We start from the raw sequence: 22,825 nt of genomic DNA, 5'->3' as shown, positions 1-22,825 counted from the left end.
TGGGCTAGATGTGTTTTCCTTTATTCCAACCGTGCTTACCCAGATATTGATCTCCACTTTCAACAGCACCATCTTCTATGGATGTGCCCATTGAGTCGTTCCAGCGATTCAAATATCCGAAGAGTGAAATAACACCTAGCATTTCAACGATCTCGCCTTCATTCCAATGTTCGTGCAGGCGTGTTTTGATCGTTTCATCCACGGCATTAGGAACCTGAGACGCGGCCAGCGAAAAATCGAGCGCCACGCGCTCTGCCTCATTAAAAGCTGGGTGGGTTCTGTATTCCCAAATATTATCAAGTTGCTCTTGCTCTGCGCCGTAACGTTCAGCAGCGCGAATAGCATGTGCCTGACAGTATCTACAACCTGTTGCATTACTACTCACCCAAGCGATCATACGTTTTAGGGCTGAGGTAACGCGACCTTCATTGGCCATGACAGCCTTGTTGAGGTTTATAAATGCCTTGCTAATAGCGGGACGGCGTTGCATGGTAAGCACACTATTTGGGCAAAAGCCAAGGGTTTCGTTAAAAAAAGCAGCGAGTTCTTGGGTTTCTTTGTCGTGTTCTGGAGAGAGAGGAGTTACTAATGGCATCGATTTGTTTTAGTTTTGCTCGAAAATACGACATCCAATAGGGCAAGCCAAATTATTCTTTAATAAGCCTAAGCGTGGTTGTGTCCACTTTCAGAAAGTAGAGTCCGCTTTCCACTTCGGAAATATCCAGGGTTGAAGTAACGTCGCTTATGACACCTGATTTAATGCGTTTTCCGGCTAGGTCTAGTATCGCATATTTTGTAGTGCTTGTTAGGTTTGGCAGTTCTAGAACGAATGTTTCAGAAACAGGGTTGGGATATAATTTGACGTTTTGAAGTGCATTATCAGGTATGCTTAAGGGATTATTCGTGTAGCGAGCCATGATGACATCTTCTTCTCCTTGGTACCACCAGGTATTTCCTGCAATTGCAATTTTTCCATCACTTTGAAGTGCTACTTTATCTCCATCCATTTCTAAAAAGGTCTTACCGTTGTTTCCAAAACTGGTATCAATGCTTCCACTAGCAAAATAACGCGCTACGGTAAGATCAGAGCCTTCAAAGCAATGCGTGCTTCGGCCGCCAACCAAGATCCGTTGATTTTGAAGTACAATTACGTTGGTAGGTGTAAAATTTGACGCCTCAAAAAGAATCACGCCATTGGTGCCAAAATCAAAATCAAGAGTACCATTTGGCAGAATACGGGCTAAAAACGCCCGAATTTCATAGTCACAATTTCCGAAGCTTCCCGTCATAATGATTTTCCCTTCGGCATTAATGGCAATGCTAGAGCTATTGTAATCTATGTTGCCTAAAGCATCAAAAGATGTAATATGCTCACCATTATTTCCAAAGTTAACATCCAAATAGCCATTAGATGTAAATCTTTGAATGATAAATTCAGAGGTGCTGGGAGTCGTTCTATTTCCATGAACCAACATCGCACCGCTCGTCAGTAACTTCAACGCGGTAACAACAAAGGAACCACTCGGCTGTATTGAAACTGCAGAACCATTTACCCCGTAACTTGTGTCTAAAACGCCATTGGCGTCATATTTCGAAAAAATTATCTCTGTACCATTTCCAGATCTTAAAACTAGAAACGTATCGTCGTCTAAAACCGCAACTTTAAAGATTCCATTCAAATCTAATATACCATTTGTGCCAAAATTGGTGTCGAGCGTGCCTGATGGGGTAAAAGCAGCCAAATAGACCTGCGAATTTGGGTGTAGGCCTCTAACGCCTTTTGTAATAATTGTCCCATTACTTAAAACATAGGCTTCAATAAAATCATTGCGCCCCGAAACGTCTTCCAAATAGACCACCCCATTGGTTCCAAAGTTGATATCAACGATTCCATCACTTTCAAACTTCGCCAAAAGTGATTTGTTTTCAGAAAAGTCTAACGCATAACTTGTACCTGCGACCAAAAGAGCGTCATTTTGAAGGGAGATAAAATCGCTAACAATATCACGCCTTGAGTTAAAATCGGCTATTACATAACCACTATCTCCAAATGACATGTCGATAACGCCATCTTGCGCTTGTGCAAAGAAAGGTGTTAGAACAAGCATCACAATAACTATCAATTTGGATTTCATAACACAGATATTAAAAAGTCGGGAAAGTAGTGATTCAATTTAGGCAAATTCTGTAACTTTACCTACTTACCTGCCCACATTCACAGAAAACTCAAAGATCTTTTGTTAGATGCTATTTTTGTGAACCAGATCATTTATACTCATGCGTTGGACTCTTTTACCAAAACCTGAACAGCAAACTGTTCTACAATTAGCGAAGGCATTAGGCGTAGATCCTGTCATTGCATCATTGCTTGTACAACGAGGCATTGAAACATTTGAAGCCGCCAAGGACTTTTTTAGACCTAGCCTTGATAGCCTACACGATCCGTTTTTGATGCAGGATATGCAGACAGCCGTAGAACGTATTGAAACCGCAATAGCAAATGACGAGAATATTTTAATTTACGGTGATTATGATGTAGACGGAACAACGAGCGTAGCTTTGGTTTCCTCGTTTCTGAAATCATACTATCCTAATGTTGCGACCTATATTCCAGATCGCTATGACGAAGGCTATGGGGTATCGTACAAAGGAATCGATTTTGCAGAAGACAACGATTTTAGCCTCATTATTGCCTTAGATTGCGGTGTAAAAGCAGTTGAAAAGGTGGCATACGCTGCCGAGAAAAACATCGACTTTATCATTTGTGATCATCATAGACCGGGTCCAAAACTTCCGAAAGCTGTTGCAGTTCTAGACCCGAAAAGGGAGGATTGTAAGTACCCGTATAAAGAATTATGCGGCTGCGGCGTTGGCTTTAAACTCATACAGGCACTTGGCTCAAAACGAGGTCTTGACATCAACGATCTTTTGCTTTATTTAGACCTAGTGGCAACGGCCATTGGCGCCGATATCGTTCCGATAACTGGAGAGAATAGGGTTTTGGCTTATTTCGGACTCCAAGTTATTAATTCAAATCCGCGTGCAGGTTTTGAAGCGATCATAAAACCGCTTAATAAAGCAAAACTAACCATAACTGATGTTGTTTTTATCGTTGCGCCGCGAATCAATGCTGCGGGGCGAATGAAACACGGAAACCACGCCGTTACTTTATTAACGGAAACCGATGTAGAAACAGCTGTGGTTTATGCTTCGGAAATAGAACAATACAATACCGATAGACGTGAGGCAGATGCTTCGATCACCAAAGAAGCGTTGCAGAAAATTTCCGAAGATAAGGAAGAAGACCGCATGACTACGGTCGTATACGATCCTCAATGGCATAAAGGCGTTATTGGTATTGTCGCTTCGCGTCTTATTGAAACGTATTATCGTCCGACGCTAGTTTTTACCAAAAGCGGTGATAAATTGGCGGCTTCTGCACGTTCCGTAAAAGGTTTTGATGTGTATAATGCGTTGGAAGCCTGCGCAGAACATATTGAACAATTTGGCGGACATATGTATGCTGCCGGACTTACTTTGGAAGCAAAAAATTATCAAAATTTTAAGGACGCATTTGAAAAAGTGGTGCAAGAAACCATTGATCCGCAGCTGCTTATTCCCGAAGTAATTGTCAATGCCGAAATTGATTTAAATGAGATAACACCAAAATTTTATCGTATTTTAAAACAGTTTGCACCTTTTGGCCCTGGAAACAGAGCGCCGGTTTTTATGACACAACAATTGCGTGATACAGGTTATGGAAAATGTGTGGGAAGTGATGACAAGCATCTTCGGCTTACAGTTAAACAAGGAAATTCACAGCAATTTGTTTGTATAGGATTTGGATTGGGCGATAAGAAAGAAATAGCCTGTAAAGGAGAACCTTTTAAGGCAGTCTTTGTGATTGACGAAAACGAGTGGCAGGGTAATGTGAGTCTGCAATTGCGCTTAAAAGATATTAAACCTCAGTAAAAAAGTGTACTTTTATTTAACCAAATAAAACACACTTCCATGAAACAGATCATCATTTTTTTGCTCGTCATCATATTGGCGGTCATGGGCTACAATTATTATAAAAAATATCAGCGTTTTAATCCGCCGAATTACGAATATGTTGCTGCCGAAGCGGTTGACAACAATCATCCCAATAAGGCGCTGTTGCTCGATTATCAAGAAGCGATCGCTCTCTTGGATGGCTATGTGATTACTCAATGGAGTGCAAACGGAATTGATGTGCGGAACCCGAGTGACGACGATCAAGAAACTGAAGCGGCGGTTTTAGAATACACAAAGAAGTTAGCCAATGTTAAGTTTTATGAGTCGCAACTTTTAGCGCCTCAGCTGACGGAGGAAAGTCCGAAAGAACTTTCAGAAGCGGAAGAAAAAAAGAACATTATTCAGAAGATGTTTTATGTAAACCCTATGGCCAATAGTCTTCGCTTGGGAGAGCGCAGTGCTTTGGTTTATGAGGTGCAACGTTTACTAAATGAAAAGGGAGCTACAATAGAACACGATGGTCTTTTTAGTTCAGAAACGTTCGGCGCTCTTAAGGCGTTTCAAGAAAAAAACGGCTTGTTTGCCAATGGAAAGCTAGATGCATTGACCTTAGAATATTTACTGAAATAGTTTTATTCTTCGAAGGTTTTTAGTTGAAATTGCTCACCATCAAATACCCCATAGGTGTATTGTGAGATCCAATCGCCAAGATTAAAGTAGGTTGACTCTTCGCTGACTTTTATTTCCATATGAAGATGACGGTGACCAAACACAAAATAGTCGTAGTGCTTCGTTTCTAATTTTCGTTTGGCGTATTGAGCGAGCCATTCGTTTTCTTCTCCCAAAAATACTTTATCGTCTTCTCCGGAGATAATTTTATTTTTTACTGAAAGATATTGTGCTAGCCGCATGCCTAGTTCGGGGTGAAACCATCGAAAAAGCCAATTAAAGATGGGGTTGGTAAACACTTTTTTCATGCGTTTATAGCCTGTGTCTCCTGGGCCTTTACCGTCGCCATGACCAATAAGAAAGACTTTGTCGTTAAAAACAAATTCTTTTGGCTCACGATAGGTTGGAATATTGAGTTCTTTTTCAAAATAATCACGCATCCACAGATCGTGATTTCCAACAAAAAAATAGATGGGGATTCCGCTATCGCTAATTTCGGCAAGTTTACCCAAAACACGCACAAAACCCTTTGGGACAACGGTTTTATATTCAAACCAAAAATCGAAAAGATCGCCTAAAAGAAAGATCGCAGCTGCGTCTTGCTTTACTTCATCGAGCCAGCGAACAAATTTTTTTTCACGTGGTAAACTAGCCTCGGGCGTAGGAGCACCTAGGTGATTATCACTTGAGAAATAGACTTTTTTTCCGGGAGGAATTTGCATTTGGTAAAGATAGTAAAAGCGTAAAGAGAAAAAAGTATTGAATTTGTTGATTTGCAAAGTGAAACTGGAAAGCTCGCGCTAAGGATTGCAGCTTTGTTTGAAATACTTTTTTGGGATTTAAGCGGTTGCTTAAAAGCCAAAAAAGATTGAGTGCGGAAAGCCTGACCTGAAAAAACGGAACGTTTTTGAGGGGAGCGCCCAAAAAAGATTAATTGTCGGAAGCAAACCACTCGGCATAACTCGATGCCGTTTCTTGAAGGCGCAACGAATGCAAATGGATGTCTTTAGGAAGACGCTGCTTAATTTTTTCGGCAAAATCGATCACCATCATCTCACTTGTAGGCTGATAATTGACCAAAAGCACATTGTGACCGCGATCGCTAAGCTCTTTTGCAAGTTCTACATGCGGTGTATTTTTGTTAAAAACCGTGGCATGATCAAACACATCAACGATCTCTTCTTTGACAATTTTTTTAAGGTCGCCGAAGTCGATCACCATCCCAAATTTTACGTTGTTCGCATCCGGAATGGGCGTTCCGATAACCGTAACTGATAGCTTATAGCTGTGTCCGTGGACGTTCCGGCATTTGCCGTCATATCCATAAAGGGCGTGACCAGTTTCAAAAGAAAATTGTTTGGTGATACGAATGTTGCTCATAAAATAAAGATAAGGAAATGAAGGCAGGATGCTTTACTTATTGTTACCGCTTTTTAGCGTTTACGTTTTTTGTCTATCGCTCTGATATCTCGGCGTTGCTTGATCTTGTTATATAGAAGAATGACAACTACAAAAAAGGCGAGGATCAGAAATCCACCTTGACCTGATATGTACTGAAGAAAATCCATCATAATATGCACTTTAAAAGAGCAAAAATACTATTATTTCAGCAGTTGAAACAGCGGTTTCAGAAATTAGAATAATGTACTCAGCCAAATTTATTCATTTTTGTAACTTATATTATAATTACTTTCGAGTACCCAACGAATTACATTATGCTTAGAAAATCCCTTTTAGTGCTTTGCTTTTTATGCTCTTTTTGTGCATTCTCTCAAAAATCGGCAATAGACAGTCTAAAGGCGGTACTTAAGGTTAATAAGCATGAAGATTCATTACAAATTTCAAGGTTACTCGATTTATCATATATGTATCGAACCAGTGATCTAGATTCTGCACATTCTTATATCAAAAAGGCTTTAAAGGTTTCTAAAGCGATCAATCACAAGGAGCAGGAGGGGATGTCACGAATGTATCTTGCGCAAAATTTTAAACGAAAAGGAAAGTATGCCGAAGGTTTAGAGCAGATATTACTAGCGAAACATTTATTAGATTCTACCGAAGCTCCGCGAGAACAGCGCTTAATTGCAAATAGTGAATTAAGCACATTTTATGAGGCTATTAAAAATCATGAAGGCGCATTAAGCATTGCTTTAGAAACGTTAGAGATCGTTAAGAACGACCCCTTTTCTCCCGCCAAAGGACGGTTTTATTACGATGTTGGAAACCGGTATATGACCCTTAACGATTTTGAAAAGGCGGTTGATTATTACTTGGAAGCCGTTGATATTTGTGATAAAACCAATTTTCTACCTGGCAAAATGATCATGATGGGATCTTTGGCGGCAGCTTATAAAAATCTATATCGCTATTCGGAGGCCACCACCATGCTTGAGGAAGCATTACCCTATTTTGAAAAAACGGGGCAAAAGACAAATGTCGCTGCAACCTATCAACAACTCGGACAAATAGCATCGGCTCAGGGTTTTCATGAAGTTTCCATTCCACATTATGAAAAAGCGCGGCAAATTTTTGATGAAGTTGGAAATCTGGAATATAGTAAGAACACCAACCAAGCGCTCTTTGTTGCATATAGTATCATGCAAGATCAGGAAAAGGCGACCACCGCAAACGCGTCTTATTTACGCTTAAAAGACTCTATTGAGTCTATTGAACGTAAAGAAATGGTTGCTGAAATGCAGACAAAATACGAAACTGAAAAAATGGGATTGGAAAAAGAGGCCGCCGAAGCAGCGAGTATTCGGAATAAAAATTATCTTATTGGTTCCCTTGTGATTGCTAGTTTGATATTGTTGTCTTCTTTGTTTTTCTTCGGAAGGATACGCGCCCGCAAAAAGGCCGACTTGATTACTCTAGAACTACGTGAAACACAAAAACGTCTCGCCTTAGAAAAGCAGTATCGCGATAGTGAACTGAAAGCACTGAAGTCACAAATGAATCCGCATTTTATTTTTAACGCTTTGAATTCGATTCAAGAGTATATCGTCATGAACAAGAAAAATGAGGCGAGCGATTATCTCGGAAAATTTGCAGATTTAATTCGTACATACCTAGGACACAGCGATACGGGAGTGATCTCACTTCAAGAAGAAATAGATAGCCTAAGGATGTATCTCGACTTAGAAAGCCTAAGGTTTGAGGACAAATTGGTTTATGAGTTAAAGGTTACCGGACATTTAAACAAGGAAATGATCTTTATTCCTACTATGTTAATTCAACCCTATATTGAAAATGCATTGAAACATGGCTTACTTCACAAAAAAGATAACCGACATTTACAGGTCACTTTTTCTCCTTCGGAAGACAACACCATAGAATGTATTGTTGAAGACAATGGCGTAGGACGAGCCAAGGCAAAAGAATTTCAGGCTAATAGAAACAGCCTTCATAAATCTTTTGCCGCCAAAGCAACCGAAGAACGCCTCGAATTGTTAAATTACGGAAAGGATAAAAAGATAGGAGTGACTATTGAAGATCTATATGATGATACTACTAACGTGTCTGGGACACGGGTAATTTTAAACATTCCAATACAAAAAGGATGAAAGCAATTATAATAGACGACGAACGTAAAGCAAGGAATGTGCTTCGTATTTTAGTAGAGGAAAACTGCCCGAAGATCACAGAAATTTTTGAAGCCGAAGATCTCTTATCTGGCGTAGCTATTATTGAAAAGGAAGAACCGGATATCGTTTTTTTAGATATTGAAATGCCCGAGCATTCCGGTTTAGAGATCTTAAACTTTATAGAAAAAGACGTCATTAATTTTGAAATTATTTTTACAACAGCATACAGCGAATATGCCATCCAGGCTTTTCAGCTTGCTGCCATCGATTATTTATTAAAACCAGTGCGCCCAAGCCAAGTGAAGGTAGCGGTTGAAAAGGCCGTTTCCCTCATTGGAAACTCGCAAATTAACACCAAACTTGAAGAGCTTAAAACCACGCTTTCTTCCTCTAACTTTAAAAAAATTGGACTGCCAGTTTCAGACGGAATTAAATTTGTGGACTTCAATGAAATTATCCTGATGGAGGCCGATGGAATGTATACAAAAATCGCCACCAATACGGAGCCTGAAATTTTGATAAGCAAACCGTTAAAGCATTTTGTAGAGTTGCTTCAAAACATACCTATTTTCTACAAACCACACCGCTCGTATTTGGTCAATCTAAAATATATTAAGCGGTACGTTAAAAGCGACGGCGGGTATATTCTGCTTGACAATGGGAAGACAGTTTCTATTAGTAAAGAAAAGCGCGAAGAGTTTTTAGAAATTGTTAGCAGTCTGTAATTATACTTTCAGCAATTGAAAACGACGTTTCAGAAATTCTAAGGAGCCTAAATTTTTAATACTACTACATTTGAATAACATTAAAAATCAACATTATGAAAACAGTATTATTACTTATGGCAGTATTTTGTCTTTCTGCCTTTTCAACAATAGAACAACCAACTTCTAAAACACCAGAGCTCAGTATCGACACCGTAACTTTTGCAAGTTTTAGTCTTGTAAATGACACCAAGGAAAAAGTGAGTATCCATACGGGGAGCGGATTTGTTAGTTTGAACAAGGGCTCTAAAACCTCGATCACTTGTAACTCGGGCAAGGAAGTGCGATGGGCTGATAGTGGAAAAAAGAAAGATGTCATTTTTAAGATCACCGATGCCATGTGTGGTAAAACTATAAAACTGTCGGAATATTTATAAATAACTAACCACGTTTAATTTTGACACCCCCGGGCAGTATTTGAGGAGAGACTGACCGGGGTTTTTTTATGCCTTTTTCTGAAATAGCCAAAGCGTATTACTTGATTTTCAGTCTTTTCTAAAAAGGATTCTTTCCGCATTACCTTCCAAAGCTTTTTCCTAAATCAGTCGCGACCATTGAGCAACTGAAAAGACCTTTTCAGCAATCAACGCAACTTCAACAGCTTGTCTTAGAGCATATTTGTATCGTAATTAACCATTAACAACGATATGAAAAATGTATTCAACTTTGTGTTTCTTTTAGTTTGCTTCGGAATTTTTTCCGCGGAAGCGCAAGAAAGTCAGAACACAATTTTAACCAACTTTCAAACAGGAGACTACACAGTCTACAAAGTAAACGCCAAAAATAAATTTGAAAAGGTCAAAAAAACTTGGCCAGTGGCTATCACAAAAACCGGCGATCAAGTTTCCGAAGTATTGGTAAAGCGCTCAGGAATTTTAGATGAAACTTTTAAACCTGATGTTCCTGGCTATCCAGCCTATTTTGCTTATAAAACCTTCCGGTTAACATTTATAAAAGACCATGCCGTCTATTATGAGTGGAATGGCAAGCAGCAAGCAAAAACCAAATATGTACTTGTAAAATCTGGAGGGAACTTTTCTTCCAATTGGGAAGACACCAACACGAAAGTCGCTAAGTACGCTACAACAACGTTTAAAAATCAAACAGACGCAAGGGCTAATGTAAAGGTCGCCAAGGCAGAAATGGCCGAAGCAGAACGTCAAGCGAACTCTCTGGACGGAAAATCTGTTGCTAAAATTACCATTGAATTAGTCGCAACACCCACTAAAGTGGCACATTTTAGTGAAGCTATAGACTACGGAATTGTCGCTACACTTAAAGATGGCAGTCAATTAAAAACAAACAATTTGGGAGGTAAGCTGCCTTGGGAAGATTTCAAATTGTCGCATGTGGGCTGTAGCAATACTTCGGAACGTGTAAAAGTAGATGAAGATGCTTCAAAAATTCCCAATGACGAAGTGGTGCTTCACGCGCGTTCGATCTTTCATCCTTCACTAAGCGCGAAGAAAGCGCTGGCAACAACTAATAATGTATCTGTTCAAGTGAATAGAAACGGCTTTTATGGAGCTGACAGAGCACGCGCAACCAATACCGCCACATTTGGTGCAAGTCAGCGTGGCGGAAATGGCCACACGCTTGTTATCAAAGTGAAAGGTGTTAAACACAAACAAACGGGCGCTTCTCTAAATAAAATTGAGATCTATGATGAATATGAACAAAAAACGGTGGCAAAGTATAAACTGAGCCCAAGTACCGAATTGATCATTAATGCCAATGGAGGAAACGGACAGTGGGGAAGTGATGGAAGCAGCAATACCTATCCCAATGGAGATCGTGGAGGTGCTGGCGGTAATGGCGGTAATGTAACGATCATTAAAGATCCTTCGGTTTCAGAAATAAAACTAACTGTGAGCAATAATGGCGGCAAAGGAGGTAAAGGAGGCAAGCGCTATAACATAAATGGTACCGCAGGAGCAACTGGTGAAACAGGGAGTAGAGGAACCACGGTCACCAAAACAAATTCAGTAACACTCAACTTTTAACTATCAATAATTAAATTTTAATCAAAATGAAAAAACAAACAGTATTAACAGCACTACTAAGCCTATTTTTAATTGTAGGAATTAGTAACACAGCCGAAGCACAACTCGGAAAGAAAGCAAAAGCGGCCCTTGGCTTAAGTAAAAAGGCCAAAAAGAATAGTAGTTCAGCCAAATCGAAATCTAAATCAAAGGGCGGAGCAAAGTTTTCAGAATTCAACAATGAAACAGATGAACTTGGAATCACGGGAGAATACTTCGGGTATACGGATCAAGCGGCCGTCGGACTTAAATTCGTAAAAGAGGCCGATGGAAAAATTGTAGACGAATTGCATTATTACGAAAAAAAGGGAACGCCAAGTTTGAAGCTTAAAATGAAAGAGAGCTATTTCAGAAAACACCAAATTAAGATGTTTTTTGTTTGGAGATCGGCCAGCGCAAGTAGCTACGTTGAAATGATGGAAGTGGCTCCTGGCGTATTTGCAATTTTAACAGGAGACAGAAGTTTAAATGAATACGATCAACCCATTCCGCTTGACGCAAAACGAACCGTTGTGGATCTTGGCGCTAAGAACAAAGCTGATTTTGAAACTTGGGATATAGAAACGGCACAAGCCAAAGTAGATATGCTTGTGGGTACTCTAAAAGGAGCTGCGGGAGATAAGGCAAAAAAGCAATTGATGAAATATGACGTGTATAAAAATCACGTTGGAAAAATTGCTTTTGCGAAAGGCACAAACTACTTGAGAAACCAGAAAAGAAATCAACCAACCGAAAAGGAAGCAAATTTCATTACCAAACAAATTCTAGGGGAAACAGTGGCTTATAAGCCTTACTTCGACCAGCCTTTAGAACAAACACATCCAGGCGCGTGGTTTAATGTTACGTATGAAATGGCAGGGGAGACTACAGATCGTGAGGCTCTTAGAAAATCGAGCTCAATTTTCGGAAAGAATATTCCACAAATAGATGATGATCAAGATCTATTCTATTGGTTTTATCCAAAAGTGACGATCAATACCTCAAACAATGTGGCAGACTATGCCTTTCTAGAGCTGCTTAGACTTACTCAAGATAAGTTAACCATGGGGAAGACATACGACTTAAAAGTGACGGTGTGGGCCTATAAAGATGGAGCGAATATTGATCCGGTTGCTACGGGAACAATACAGTTGGAATATTCAACAGACGAAAATAAAACGAAAAAGCGCCTTTTCGAGCCAGTACAGGGCTGGGTTTCTAAAATTGAGACCGTATTAGACGAATAACTTTTGTATGAAGTTGATGGTTGGGTTGCCAAAACGAACATAAGGTTCACTAACTAACCGGCAACCCAAAGTGTTGAACCGCTCCTAAGACAGGGGCGGTTTTTCAATATGTGCCAATGGGTAGTATTTTCTTCGGAATTTTATGATTAGTGCCGCTGCCCGGAAAGCAACCCAGGTGAGTAGAGCGATCCAGATGCCCAACAACCCAAGATCAAAGTACAATGAAATGTAAAGTGCTGGAATAAAACCAAAAAAGGTTGAGCCTAGGAGCACATTTCGTAAATAACTCATCTCGCCCAAACCTTTAAAAATGGAATCGAAAGTAAAGGCAAGCGCATTTAAAGGAAGGCAAATGAGTACCATAAAAAATACACCGTAGAATAGCGAGAGCACTTCAGGATCTTTATTAAATAGGAGTCCTAATGGTTTGTATAGTATGAGCCCGACGATAAGAAGCAAGATGGCGATCCCCAAATTGTATAAATTGACACGTTTGGTTAATTGAACTAAGGCTTTAAAGTTTCGTTCACCCAAAAGTTTTCCGCCCAAAATATTTCCTGCAGCGCCATATCCATCGATAAAGAAGGCTGTAAAGATCCAAATATTAAAAGCGATAGTATGTGCGGCAATATATTCTTTGCCCAAAGCCGTAGCCTCACGCGTAGCCAATATAAGAGCGGTATTTAAGGCAACCGAACGTAAAAAGAGATTAAGACTCATAATTACAAGACGCGAGATTTCTGGGTGTAGTGGGAAACGGAGCCGCAGACTAATATGAGTTTTTTTCAGTAGAAAAATAACAGCGAGAATTGCCATTATAAATTGTGAGATCAAACTGGCCCAGGCCGCGCCAACTACGCCCATAGGGTCTATAAAATTTGGAATTCCGTAAACCAATGCAAAATCAAGACCGATATTGAGTATGGCGCCACTGGCAGCGATTACCATGGGCCAAAAGGTATTTTGAAGCCCGCGGAAAAGTCCGAACACAGCAAAAGTGAATAAGGTCAGTGGAAACCCCCAAACACGAATATTAAAATAGTCAATACTGAGGTTAAGGACCATTCCTTCTGCATTGAGAAGTTGAAAGATCTCCTTTACAAAAAACACAGCAGGAATAATGATCCCAATACTAAGTGCGACATTAAAAAAAACGGCTTGTCCTGGGAAATTTTTAAGGTCGGCAATATTACCAGCACCTAAATTTTGTGATACAATGGCCGAAATGGCACTACGTGTTTGCCCAAGAATCCAAATAAGGGCAGAAATAAAAGTTCCAGCGATACCAACAGCTGCGAGTGATTCGGTTCCAAATTCAGCAATATTTCCTACTACGGCGGCATCGGTACTGGAAAGTACGGGTTCGGCAATTCCTGCAATGATCGCTGGGATAGCGAGCTGCTGAATACGTTTAAAGGAGATATCTGTTGCTGAAATGGTCAAGTGGCAAAATTAACCCAAAACCAATTCATAACAATAAAAAGGATGTTCGGTTTGCCTCGGAAAGTACACATCACCTAATCGTTGATAACCACGGGCGACATAAAAACGCTGATTTCTTACGTTTTTGCTGAAAGTATCCAGACGTACTGAAAGGGCCTTTTGCTCTTTGGAAAAGGCTTCGGCAAAATCCATGAGTTGTCTTGCTTTTCCTTGATTTTGAAAGTCTGGATGTACCGCTAGGCGATGAATATAATAGTTGCGTCTGTCTGGTGTGAGCCAGTCGATAGTGTTGTATTCGCTATCTTTTTCCGAAGAAATAGTAATACAAGCGATGATATCTTCTTCGGAAAGCATCACGTAGAGTTCGTCGCGAGCGAGATCCTTTTCGAAAGCTTCCTTGTTAGGATACCCTTCATCCCACTGAAAGATGTTTTCCGAAGCCATTTTAAGAGCGCAAGCCTGTGTAATCGCCAATATTTCATCAATTTCTGTTGGTTTCGCTTTCCGAATCATATTTTAGGATTAATTTTGTGCTCAATTAAAGATATACTTTTATTATGAAAAATATATTGGTGCCTGTTGGATCGACAGAGAATGGTGTAAACAATTTAAAGTATGCGGTTAATTTTGCGGCCATGAGTGGTGCAAAGGTATACCTAGTAAATATCTATAAAGAATTTTCTAAGGTTGGCGGGCTGAACAAAGTAACGCAATTAGCCATGGAAGAGAATGAAGCGCAGTTGCAAAAAGTTTTGAGCCAGGTGGACACGCAAGGTGTTGAGGTGATGGCAAAACCCATCAAAGGGAATGCTTTTGAAGGGATTGCGCGGGTTTCAAAGCAATTGAATATCGACTTGATCATTTTATCACCACAGAGTGTTGACATTAAAGATGAAGTTTACTTAGGAAAGATCACGGGGAAATTGGTCAAACAAACAGATATCCCCATGCTTATCGTGCCGAAGGATTATTTGTTCCGAAAGGCAGAAAATATACTACTTGCAGTAAAAAGAACATCTTTTGAAAAGAAGAATGTGTTAGATCCACTGTTAACCATAACGAAGCTTTTTTCGGCAAATCTGAATGTACTTTACGTAAAGACACCAGATATGGCAGGTGAGGAGCAAAAAATGGATGCTCAATTAAAAAATGCGATGGCTTCGTTTAAAGAGACAGCGAATGCTACGATATTTCAAGGTGTTTTAGAGCATTTTCAGTCGCATAATCCTGATATTCTTTGTGTTTTACGTAGAAAAAGAGGGTTTTTTAAGAAGCTTTTTGAAAAGAATGTGATCTTAAAAAAGAATTTTCATACCAGCAAACCTTTGTTGGTTCTTTGTGGCGAAGAGTAAACGTTTTTTTACTATTTTCGCAACGTAATAATTTAGGGGATTAGCCCCGCCTGAACAAGTTCATTCGGGCAGGTCAGTTGAATTTAGATTATAATAATTTGGGGGATTAGCTCAGTTGGCTACCCGCCCGTACCGAACGGCACGTTCGGGCGGGGAGCGTTGTTTAGTGAGATGTATTTTGTTTATGTATTACGAAGTATTAATTTTGAGAGACATTACGTTGGATTATCAAGTGATGTTTTAGAAAGACTCAAATCACATAATGGCGGTAATGTTGTTTCAACTCGACCGTTTCGACCTTGGAAAATAATTCATATTGAAGAATTTAAAACCAGAGCGGAAGCTAGAGAAAGAGAAAAATATTTAAAATCTGCTGCCGGTAGAAGGTGGCGAAAAAATAATTTGGGGGATTAGCCCCGCCTGAACAAGTTCATTCGGGCAGGTCAGTTGAATTTAGATTATAATAATTTGGGGGATTAGCTCAGTTGGCTAGAGCGTTTGGCTGGCAGCCAAAAGGTCATCGGTTCGACTCCGATATTCTCCACATCAAGCAGAAAATCCGTACGAAAGTGCGGATTTTTTCATTTCCGAGAAAAACGTGCTTAAGCGCGTTGCTTTTTTTACAGGTTTAATTTGGTTCTTTTAATACATTTTTTTAATCCTTAATAAGCTTGAATTGCGTATTTGAAGATTCGTTTGAAATAGTAATGGTGTAAAGACCACTTGCCAAGACGTTAGTATCTAGTTGTACAATTTGAACATTAGAAGCTGATTTTTTTAAGACTAAATTCCCTAGAACATCATGGATTTTTAAATCTACATTCGATCGGATTGCATCAAAAGATACGGTCACTTTGTTTGGCGTCGGATTAGGATATACAGCCATACTTTGGGTATCTAGATTTTCTTCTACGGAAAGTAATTGGTTACTGAACACACGCACTTGTCCGGAATCTAATCCTCCAGGACCATCATGATATGGGGATGCAACTGCTACCGTTTCACCACTATTGGAAAGCGCAATAGAAAAGCCTGCGCGATCTTCCGAAGCCTCACCTAGAATAGTGTCCCCAAACGGTTCCCAACTGTTACTTTGTAGGTTATAAAGCCTAACAAGTCCTGAAGCTGAACCATTCATACCGTTAAAAGGAGCGCCTACTGCTAAAACATCACCAGACTGATTGAAGCTTAACTTAATTCCAAAATAATCGCCATTAGTATCTCCTTGTAATTCCTGACCCAAAGGGATCCATGTATTGTTGTCAATTTCAAACATTTGTGCTTTCCCTCGATTCTGACTAAAATATGGCGAACCAAGCGCAAGTCTATTACCAGCAGCGTTGAGGGCTATGCCTCTTCCTAATTCTTGAAATTCTACAGCACCTTCTAGCGTCTGACCTAGTTGATTCCAATTAGATCCAATGAGTTCATAGATATAGACTCGCCCTACATTAGAACCACTTGAACCACTCCGCATAGGGGAAGACATAGCTATTATATCTCCCGCTGCATTCATTGCGACTTCAGTTCCTAAATAGGCTGCGAGTGCATCTCCGTAAAAATCTTGTCCGAGTTGTGACCAATTTGCGCCGTCGTATGAATACACACGAACGAGCCCATTGTTTGTATTTCCATTACCACTAGCACTTGAACCTGCAATAATTATGCGCGTTCCATCAGCGTTTAGCTCAAGCTGCTGTCCGAAAAAGCTATTGTTTACACCCTCAATTGGTGCGCCAATTGGGATCCAAACACCGCTGGTTTCTTTATAAACAATGACCCTTCCAGTGATATTATTGTATCTCATTATACCTACCGCCAAAATGGTTCCATCGTCACTCAAGGACACTCTGGTGCCCGAATTGTCTTCTTGATTTTGGCCATAAATATCATCTCCAATTTGAATCCAGTCACTACCATTGTGCTCAAAGACTTTAACTTGACCGGCATCCTCACCATTGGTATCATTTAAATAAGCCCCAATAGCTATTCGAGATCCATCAGCACTAAGACTAACAGATTTCCCAAAAACGTCATCTAAATTATCTCCATAGATGCTGCTTCCTACTTGAGACCATTGTGCATAGATAGTTAAAGGAAGTAAAAATAAAAGCTTGAATATGTTCTTTTTCATGTTAAAATTGCTTTGGACCTTAAATATAATTAATTTTTAAATGGTGCGTAACTGAAGCGATCTTGTCAATTAATCTCCTTTTCCTCAAAAGGAACCTCTGGATTGCAGATTTCTACAATAAGTTTAATGAGTTGCTCTTTAAACGCGTCCAAAATTTCTGGGGTTACGCCAAAATCTTTATTCCTACTGAAAGGCGATGGTTTTGTGGCGAAGTTTAAAAAGCCGTTTTGTAAGTTTTTAAACGAAATAACGCCGGCTTCGGCGTGGGTAATGGGCATTTGCTTGTTAATCATACTCGCATAGGCCAATACCTGAAAGGCTTTGCTATACGCATAATCATCAATCAATACGTCCCAATCTACAATCTCCAGATCGCCTTGATTTACTTTACCTGTTTTGTAATCTATGATGCGCAGTTTTCCGTTGTACTCATCCACACGATCTACTTTTCCGCCAATTTTTACGGGAAACGGAATGCTGGGAATGTCAACGTCAAGTGTAAGATTAGATTCAATTTGCAAAATCTTAATTGAGTTTCCAGCATTGACTTCAGCAAGTTCACTATCGATGAAGTTGGAAACATAGCGCTTAGCGACTTCAAAAATGATCAAATTTTTACCTTGGTCAAAAGTGCCTCCCTTAAATGTTTTTTCAAACTGATTCTTCACTTCTGAAGCGGTTTGTTTTTTTAGCTGAAGCAGTACTTCCGAAGTCAATAAAGAGCCCTCTAATGGTTTGTAAAAAGCTTCTAAGGTATCGTGAACAATAGTTCCTAAAGTGTTTGCAGCAACGATCTCTTCTACGGTTTCAAATTCTTGAATGCGCAAGATCTTTTGATAGTAGAAATCAATGGGGTTCCTTATATAACTTGTCAATGCCGAAGGAGAAAAGCCTTTGGCTGCAATATCTCGAAGTCGGTCGAGTACCGCTTCCGTTTTATGAATATGTTTGGGCTTTACCGTAAGTGTAGGGATAGTAGCGCTTACCACAGTGTGTTTAAGTTGATGTTCTGGCTGTTTTTCGATCTCCAACTGTAGTAAAAACCTGCTTTTTTCTCCTGTGTTTATTCCTTCGGAATGATCGTTATAAAGGAGCGTAATATGTTGAGCTCTGTGGAGTAAGCGATAAAAGTGATAGGTATAAATCGCATCTTTTTCGGTATACATGGGCAGCCCAAATTCTTTTTTAAGATCGTAGGTTATAAATGATGCGTTTGATTTTCCGGTAGGAAGCACCCCTTCATTCACCGAAGTCATGATAATATTTTTAAAATCCAGAACACGCGTTTCTAACACACCCATGATTTGGAGTCCGTTGTAAGCATCACCTCCAAAATCGAGTGCGGCGGTTGCGATACGTTCTTTAAACAAATTATGTACAGATTTGATCGTTTTTAAATGCGGAAACTTCTCTTGCAGGCCTAAAATTTCGGTAAAGATCTCGTGTAAATGAAACAAGGCGACACGGCTTATTTTATCTTCGGAAAAGGTCTTTTGAAGGGTATTAGTAACATCGAGAATTTGTTTTAATGCATATGCACTTTTATCTTCCCAGTTTCCGAAGAGCATAGAAAGGATCTTATGGTTTTCAACTGAGCTATACTCTAGTAGTTTTTGTAGAGTAAGATGCGTGAGATTGTTTGAGGTTATGGCATAAACCAATTGGGTGCTATTGGCAATCAGGCTAATACCTAAGGGGTGGTTTAAAATACTTATAACGTCTTTATAGTAAAAGGTCTTATTGTTTTGCTGATGTAGTAACAAAAGGAGTTCAAAAAATACGGTTGTGGGTAGCGTTTTAAGCGGAACACCCATAGTAATATTAACCTGTGTCACGTTCGGGGGAAGCGAGTGTAGAATTGGGGTAAGTAGGCTTTCATCTGCCAGCACCAGTGCTGTTTCACTAAGTTGTTCTTGAGAGTAGTTGGCGAGAAGATTTCCCACATATTTTGCCTGCCCCATGTTTTTTTGAACGCTAACGATCTCGATCTCTTTAGGAGCCTGATAGTTGTTTACGATCTGTTTGGGAGTGTTTTTGCTGAAATATTTCCATTCCTTAAAATACTTCCGAAGAAATAAAGAAGCACTGTGTTTTGTATCATTGTAGAAATGGGCATCTACATCCCAATACGCGTCACTATTACCAGTTTCTAGTAACTCTTGAATAATATGTTGTTCGGCAGTGTTAAGGGCGTTAAAGCCAATAAAAATGTGTGTTTTATGGCCGTGATTTGCGATATAATGCTCAATTTCTTCCGAAGCTCTTCGGTATACCAACCCTTGATATCCAACTCCTTCTTTTAAAAGTCGTTCTTTGAGTTCTTCATAGAAGCTGTACAACTGATTCCAAAAGGCGAGATATTTTTTAACAAGATCGGTTTGTTCATGTACGCTGTTCCACTTTTCTAAGGTTTTAATACTTCCCAAATAGCCAAAAAACGCTTTTGGATCTGCTAGATAGCGATCAACTTCGTTAAAATCATTTAAGAGTGTTGTAGCCCAAGAAGCGTAACTTTCAAAATCTTCTTTTTCCTTTAGGTTCGTAGTAGCTTGGTAGGCTTCATAACTTTTAAAGAGAAGCTCGGTAGTATCTATTATAGTAAGATCGGATAGAATTTCTATAAAGCTTTCAATGCTGATGATCTTTGGGGCGAAGCTGGTTATAGAGGCATCTTTCTTTAGGTAATTTTTTAGAAAGCCACCAGCTCGCTTACTTGGAAGAATAAGGGTAAGCTGCGATAGATCGCCATGTTTTATTTTTAGATCTTGTATAGTTTCTTCTAAGAATGTACGCATGTCTAAAAATAAGAAACGCCACCCAAATAGGTGGCGTTTCAAAGATTTATTTAGCGTGTGATTATTTCATCAAAGAAATCTCAACACGTCTGTTTTGCTGTCTTCCAGCTTTAGTTGCATTTGTTGCAATTGGACGACTTTCACCGTATCCAATTGAAGACAATCTGTTTCCGTCCATACCGATAGTAGTAAGGTATGTTCTAACTGAAGCAGCTCTGTTATCAGAAAGCTTTTGGTTAGATGATTCACTACCTACGCTATCTGTGTGACCTTCAATTAAGAATTTCGCAGTTGGATATTCTTGCATGATATCAGAGATACTCTGTAGTACAGCATAAGACTCCTGACGGATTGTTGCTTTTCCAGTATCAAATAAGATAGTTTTAGAGTAGTCATTCAATTGCTTGATGATATCTACAGTTACTTCTGGACAACCGTTGTTAGCAACAGTACCAGGAACGTCTGGACATTGATCATCTTTGTCTAATACACCGTCACCATCTCTATCTTCGAAAGGACAACCTTTGTTAGATTTTGGACCAGCTTCGTTAGGACAAGCATCTTCAGCATCAGTGATACCATCACCGTCAGCATCAGGACATCCATTCATTGAAGCAAGACCAGCAACAGTAGGACAAGCATCTTGTGGATCAGCGATTCCGTCACCATCAGTATCAGGACAACCGTTGAATTCAGCTAAACCAGCAGTGTTAGGACACGCATCGTTTCTGTCTTCGATTCCATCACCGTCTGTATCAGGACAACCGTTGAATTCTGGTAAACCAGGAGTTTCAGGACATTCGTCATCTTGATCGAAGATTCCATCACCGTCTGTATCTTTTCCACCGAATTTAAACACAACACCAACTGAATGTTGGAAGTGAGTAATTCCGTATGATTTTTCGAAAGCACGTTTGTAAGCACTCTGGAAGTTTAAGGCTAAGTTTTCACCAACCCAAAAACGAATACCAGCGATACCGTTAGCAGTACCAAATCCGATATCATCTACCCAAGTGTAACCACCACCAATACCGATGTTTGGATCGAACCATCCACCAGGACCATTGATTAGGTCTCTAAGGCTATACTTAATTTCACCATCAACACCGTAGTAAGTCAAGTCGTTAACTTTAGCGTCTCCTAGTTTGTCAATTTTGTTTACTGTACCAGTAGCAGCGAAAGTGAAGCCATTACCAATGTATCTTCCAATAGATACTTTTGAAGCTGCCGCTAATACGTTCCAGTGATCATTGTAATTAAAGTACTCATCACCAAAGTCTCCTTTGACTGCTTCATTACTACCAGGATCGCGAGCTAGAAGTCTTCCTTCGTCGTCAATTCCCACAGGGAATACGTCAACGGCGTTAACCCCTACCTCAACTGCCCAAGGATTGTTCTCGTCTTGTGCATTTGCTACGCCCGCTCCTATTAAAAGCAGTGCAGCAACTAAAATACTGTTAAGATGTTTCATATTCGATTGTTTAATTTTTAAGTGTTAATTAGAGCAAAAGTAAGTTGTTAGAACTTATAAACAAAAGCAAATCTATTAAATTTTTCCTAAATACAATAGTATTCGCGGGGAAATTTAGACAAGGCTTCGCCTAAATTACCTCTAATTTTTTGCCCACTGTTGTGAAGGCAGTTATAGCTTTGTCTAAATGTTCTTTTGTATGTGCTGCCGAAAGTTGTACTCTGATACGAGCCTTGTCTTTTGGAACGACAGGATAGAAAAAACCAATAACATAGATTCCTTCCTTTAAAAGCATGTCTGCCATGGTTTGAGACAGCTTGGCATCGTAGAGCATCACCGGAACAATGGCCGAATCGCCATCTACAATATCAAAACCTGCTTGCTTCATACCTTTTTTAAAGTAGTTGGTGTTTTCTTCCAATCGATCTCTTAGGGTGGTATCTGTTGCTAGCATATCAAATACCTTAATAGATGCACCTACAATTGCAGGAGCTAAAGAATTTGAAAATAAATACGGACGAGAGCGCTGGCGAAGGATCTCAATGATTTCCTTTTTCCCAGTGGTATAACCACCCATGGCGCCACCCAATGCTTTCCCCAGTGTTCCGGTAATAATATCAACACGGCCCATAACTCCTTTTTCTTCTAAGGTTCCACGTCCTGTTTCACCAATAAAACCTGCCGCATGACATTCGTCGATCATGACCATGGCATCGTATTTATCGGCAAGATCACAGATTTTATCAAGTGGAGCTACTACACCATCCATTGAGAACACACCGTCGGTTACAATGATCTTAAACCGCGCTCCTTTTTCGTTAGCAGCAATAAGCTGTTTCTCTAGATCTTCCATATCGCTATTTTGATAACGATAGCGCGCTGCTTTACAAAGGCGTACTCCGTCAATAATAGACGCGTGATTTAACGAATCTGAAATGATCGCATCCTCAGGTCCTAAGAGTGGTTCAAAAACACCTCCGTTAGCATCAAAGGCGGCTGCGTATAATATGGTGTCTTCAGTTTGATAGTACGACGCAATTTTTGCCTCTAATTCTTTGTGAATATCCTGTGTTCCACAGATAAAACGCACCGATGACATTCCAAAACCATGAGTGTCCATAGCGTCTTTAGCTGCTTGTATCACTTCTTTATTAGACGACAGACCTAAGTAATTGTTGGCGCAAAAATTAATCACTTTTTCTCCTGTTGAAATTGTGATAACCGCATCTTGCGGAGAAGTAATGATCCGCTCTTTTTTATACAGTCCGTTGTCTTTTATTTCTTGAAGTTCTTCTTGTAAAAATTCTTTAATTTTTCCGTACATGCTTACTTTTATTAATGAGTAATTG

General features: G+C 39.7%; 19 protein-coding genes and 1 tRNA gene. 10 read left to right on the top strand and 10 right to left on the bottom strand.

Annotated features, from left to right (window positions below; translation table 11 throughout):
• Nucleotides 1–4 precede the first annotated feature (4 nt).
• Nucleotides 5–595 (bottom strand): carboxymuconolactone decarboxylase family protein, encoded by a 591-nt coding sequence (locus ACY2RU_RS11800; RefSeq protein WP_490138665.1) that lies wholly within the window; start codon nucleotides 593–595, stop codon nucleotides 5–7.
• Between the two features lie 52 nt (nucleotides 596–647).
• Complete coding sequence (locus tag ACY2RU_RS11795) at nucleotides 648–2,135, bottom strand: T9SS type A sorting domain-containing protein (RefSeq protein WP_490138664.1); 1,488 nt, start codon at nucleotides 2,133–2,135, stop codon at nucleotides 648–650.
• Nucleotides 2,136–2,277: 142 nt separating this feature from the next.
• On the opposite strand from ACY2RU_RS11795, the gene recJ reads away from it, so the two are divergent.
• Together recJ and ACY2RU_RS11785 are read left to right on the top strand one after the other, a co-directional pair.
• Nucleotides 2,278–3,972, top strand: coding sequence for a single-stranded-DNA-specific exonuclease RecJ (gene recJ, locus ACY2RU_RS11790; protein ID WP_490138663.1), 1,695 nt, complete (start codon nucleotides 2,278–2,280; stop codon nucleotides 3,970–3,972).
• 39 nt (nucleotides 3,973–4,011) lie between these two features.
• Entirely contained in the window at nucleotides 4,012–4,626 is a 615-nt protein-coding gene (locus ACY2RU_RS11785) for a peptidoglycan-binding domain-containing protein (RefSeq protein ID WP_490138662.1), read from the top strand.
• 2 nt (nucleotides 4,627–4,628) lie between these two features.
• Here ACY2RU_RS11785 and ACY2RU_RS11780 read toward each other — a convergent pair whose 3' ends face one another.
• Nucleotides 4,629–5,387, bottom strand: coding sequence for a UDP-2,3-diacylglucosamine diphosphatase (locus ACY2RU_RS11780; protein ID WP_490138661.1), 759 nt, complete (start codon nucleotides 5,385–5,387; stop codon nucleotides 4,629–4,631).
• A 208-nt stretch (nucleotides 5,388–5,595) separates the two neighbouring features.
• Entirely contained in the window at nucleotides 5,596–6,045 is a 450-nt protein-coding gene (locus ACY2RU_RS11775; RefSeq protein ID WP_490138660.1) for a 6-pyruvoyl trahydropterin synthase family protein, read from the bottom strand.
• A gap of 335 nt (nucleotides 6,046–6,380) precedes the next feature.
• Here ACY2RU_RS11775 and ACY2RU_RS11770 point away from each other — a divergent pair, with 335 nt between their 5' ends.
• The 5 genes from ACY2RU_RS11770 (at nucleotide 6,381) to ACY2RU_RS11750 (ending at nucleotide 12,281) form a co-directional block, all read left to right on the top strand.
• Nucleotides 6,381–8,228, top strand: a complete 1,848-nt coding sequence (locus ACY2RU_RS11770) for a sensor histidine kinase (RefSeq protein WP_490138659.1) — start codon at nucleotides 6,381–6,383, stop codon at nucleotides 8,226–8,228.
• Nucleotides 8,225–8,974, top strand: a complete 750-nt coding sequence (locus ACY2RU_RS11765) for a LytR/AlgR family response regulator transcription factor (protein ID WP_490138658.1) — start codon at nucleotides 8,225–8,227, stop codon at nucleotides 8,972–8,974. The genes ACY2RU_RS11770 and ACY2RU_RS11765 overlap by 4 nt, the downstream gene beginning before the upstream one ends.
• Nucleotides 8,975–9,069: 95 nt before the next feature.
• A complete protein-coding gene (locus tag ACY2RU_RS11760; RefSeq protein WP_490138657.1) occupies nucleotides 9,070–9,390 on the top strand; it encodes a hypothetical protein in 321 nt (106 codons plus the stop codon).
• Between the two features lie 270 nt (nucleotides 9,391–9,660).
• Nucleotides 9,661–11,016: a hypothetical protein gene (locus ACY2RU_RS11755; RefSeq protein ID WP_490138656.1), complete on the top strand. Its 1,356-nt coding sequence runs from the start codon at nucleotides 9,661–9,663 to the stop codon at nucleotides 11,014–11,016.
• 26 nt (nucleotides 11,017–11,042) lie between these two features.
• Nucleotides 11,043–12,281, top strand: a complete 1,239-nt coding sequence (locus tag ACY2RU_RS11750) for a hypothetical protein (protein ID WP_490138655.1) — start codon at nucleotides 11,043–11,045, stop codon at nucleotides 12,279–12,281.
• 84 nt (nucleotides 12,282–12,365) lie between these two features.
• On the opposite strand, the gene ACY2RU_RS11745 is transcribed toward ACY2RU_RS11750, so the two are convergent.
• Nucleotides 12,366–13,718, bottom strand: coding sequence for an MATE family efflux transporter (locus tag ACY2RU_RS11745; protein ID WP_490138851.1), 1,353 nt, complete (start codon nucleotides 13,716–13,718; stop codon nucleotides 12,366–12,368).
• 15 nt (nucleotides 13,719–13,733) lie between these two features.
• Entirely contained in the window at nucleotides 13,734–14,237 is a 504-nt protein-coding gene (locus ACY2RU_RS11740; protein ID WP_490138654.1) for a GNAT family N-acetyltransferase, read from the bottom strand.
• A gap of 44 nt (nucleotides 14,238–14,281) precedes the next feature.
• Between ACY2RU_RS11740 and ACY2RU_RS11735 the strand changes: the two genes are divergently transcribed.
• The 3 genes from ACY2RU_RS11735 to ACY2RU_RS11725 all read left to right on the top strand — a co-directional run bounded on the left by ACY2RU_RS11735 (nucleotide 14,282) and on the right by ACY2RU_RS11725 (nucleotide 15,620).
• Nucleotides 14,282–15,076 (top strand): universal stress protein, encoded by a 795-nt coding sequence (locus ACY2RU_RS11735; protein WP_490138653.1) that lies wholly within the window; start codon nucleotides 14,282–14,284, stop codon nucleotides 15,074–15,076.
• 171 nt (nucleotides 15,077–15,247) lie between these two features.
• On the top strand, nucleotides 15,248–15,490 hold the full coding sequence (locus ACY2RU_RS11730) for a GIY-YIG nuclease family protein (protein ID WP_490138652.1): 243 nt from the start codon (nucleotides 15,248–15,250) through the stop codon (nucleotides 15,488–15,490).
• A gap of 56 nt (nucleotides 15,491–15,546) precedes the next feature.
• Nucleotides 15,547–15,620, top strand: a tRNA-Ala gene (locus ACY2RU_RS11725).
• A gap of 111 nt (nucleotides 15,621–15,731) precedes the next feature.
• On the opposite strand, the gene ACY2RU_RS11720 is transcribed toward ACY2RU_RS11725, so the two are convergent.
• From ACY2RU_RS11720 to kbl, 4 genes are all read right to left on the bottom strand, one after another.
• Nucleotides 15,732–17,210, bottom strand: a complete 1,479-nt coding sequence (locus ACY2RU_RS11720; protein WP_490138651.1) for a T9SS type A sorting domain-containing protein — start codon at nucleotides 17,208–17,210, stop codon at nucleotides 15,732–15,734.
• Between the two features lie 65 nt (nucleotides 17,211–17,275).
• Entirely contained in the window at nucleotides 17,276–20,005 is a 2,730-nt protein-coding gene (locus ACY2RU_RS11715) for a PD-(D/E)XK nuclease family protein (RefSeq protein ID WP_490138650.1), read from the bottom strand.
• A 61-nt stretch (nucleotides 20,006–20,066) separates the two neighbouring features.
• Nucleotides 20,067–21,476 (bottom strand): OmpA family protein, encoded by a 1,410-nt coding sequence (locus ACY2RU_RS11710; protein ID WP_490138649.1) that lies wholly within the window; start codon nucleotides 21,474–21,476, stop codon nucleotides 20,067–20,069.
• Nucleotides 21,477–21,606: 130 nt separating this feature from the next.
• Nucleotides 21,607–22,800, bottom strand: a complete 1,194-nt coding sequence (gene kbl, locus ACY2RU_RS11705; RefSeq protein WP_490138648.1) for a glycine C-acetyltransferase — start codon at nucleotides 22,798–22,800, stop codon at nucleotides 21,607–21,609.
• Between the last annotated feature and the right edge of the window lie 25 nt (nucleotides 22,801–22,825).

This window comes from Ulvibacter sp. 2305UL32-6, from assembly GCF_058148545.1.
The sequence above is the reverse complement of the archived record's forward strand: the minus strand, read 5'-3'. Positions and strand labels throughout refer to the sequence as shown.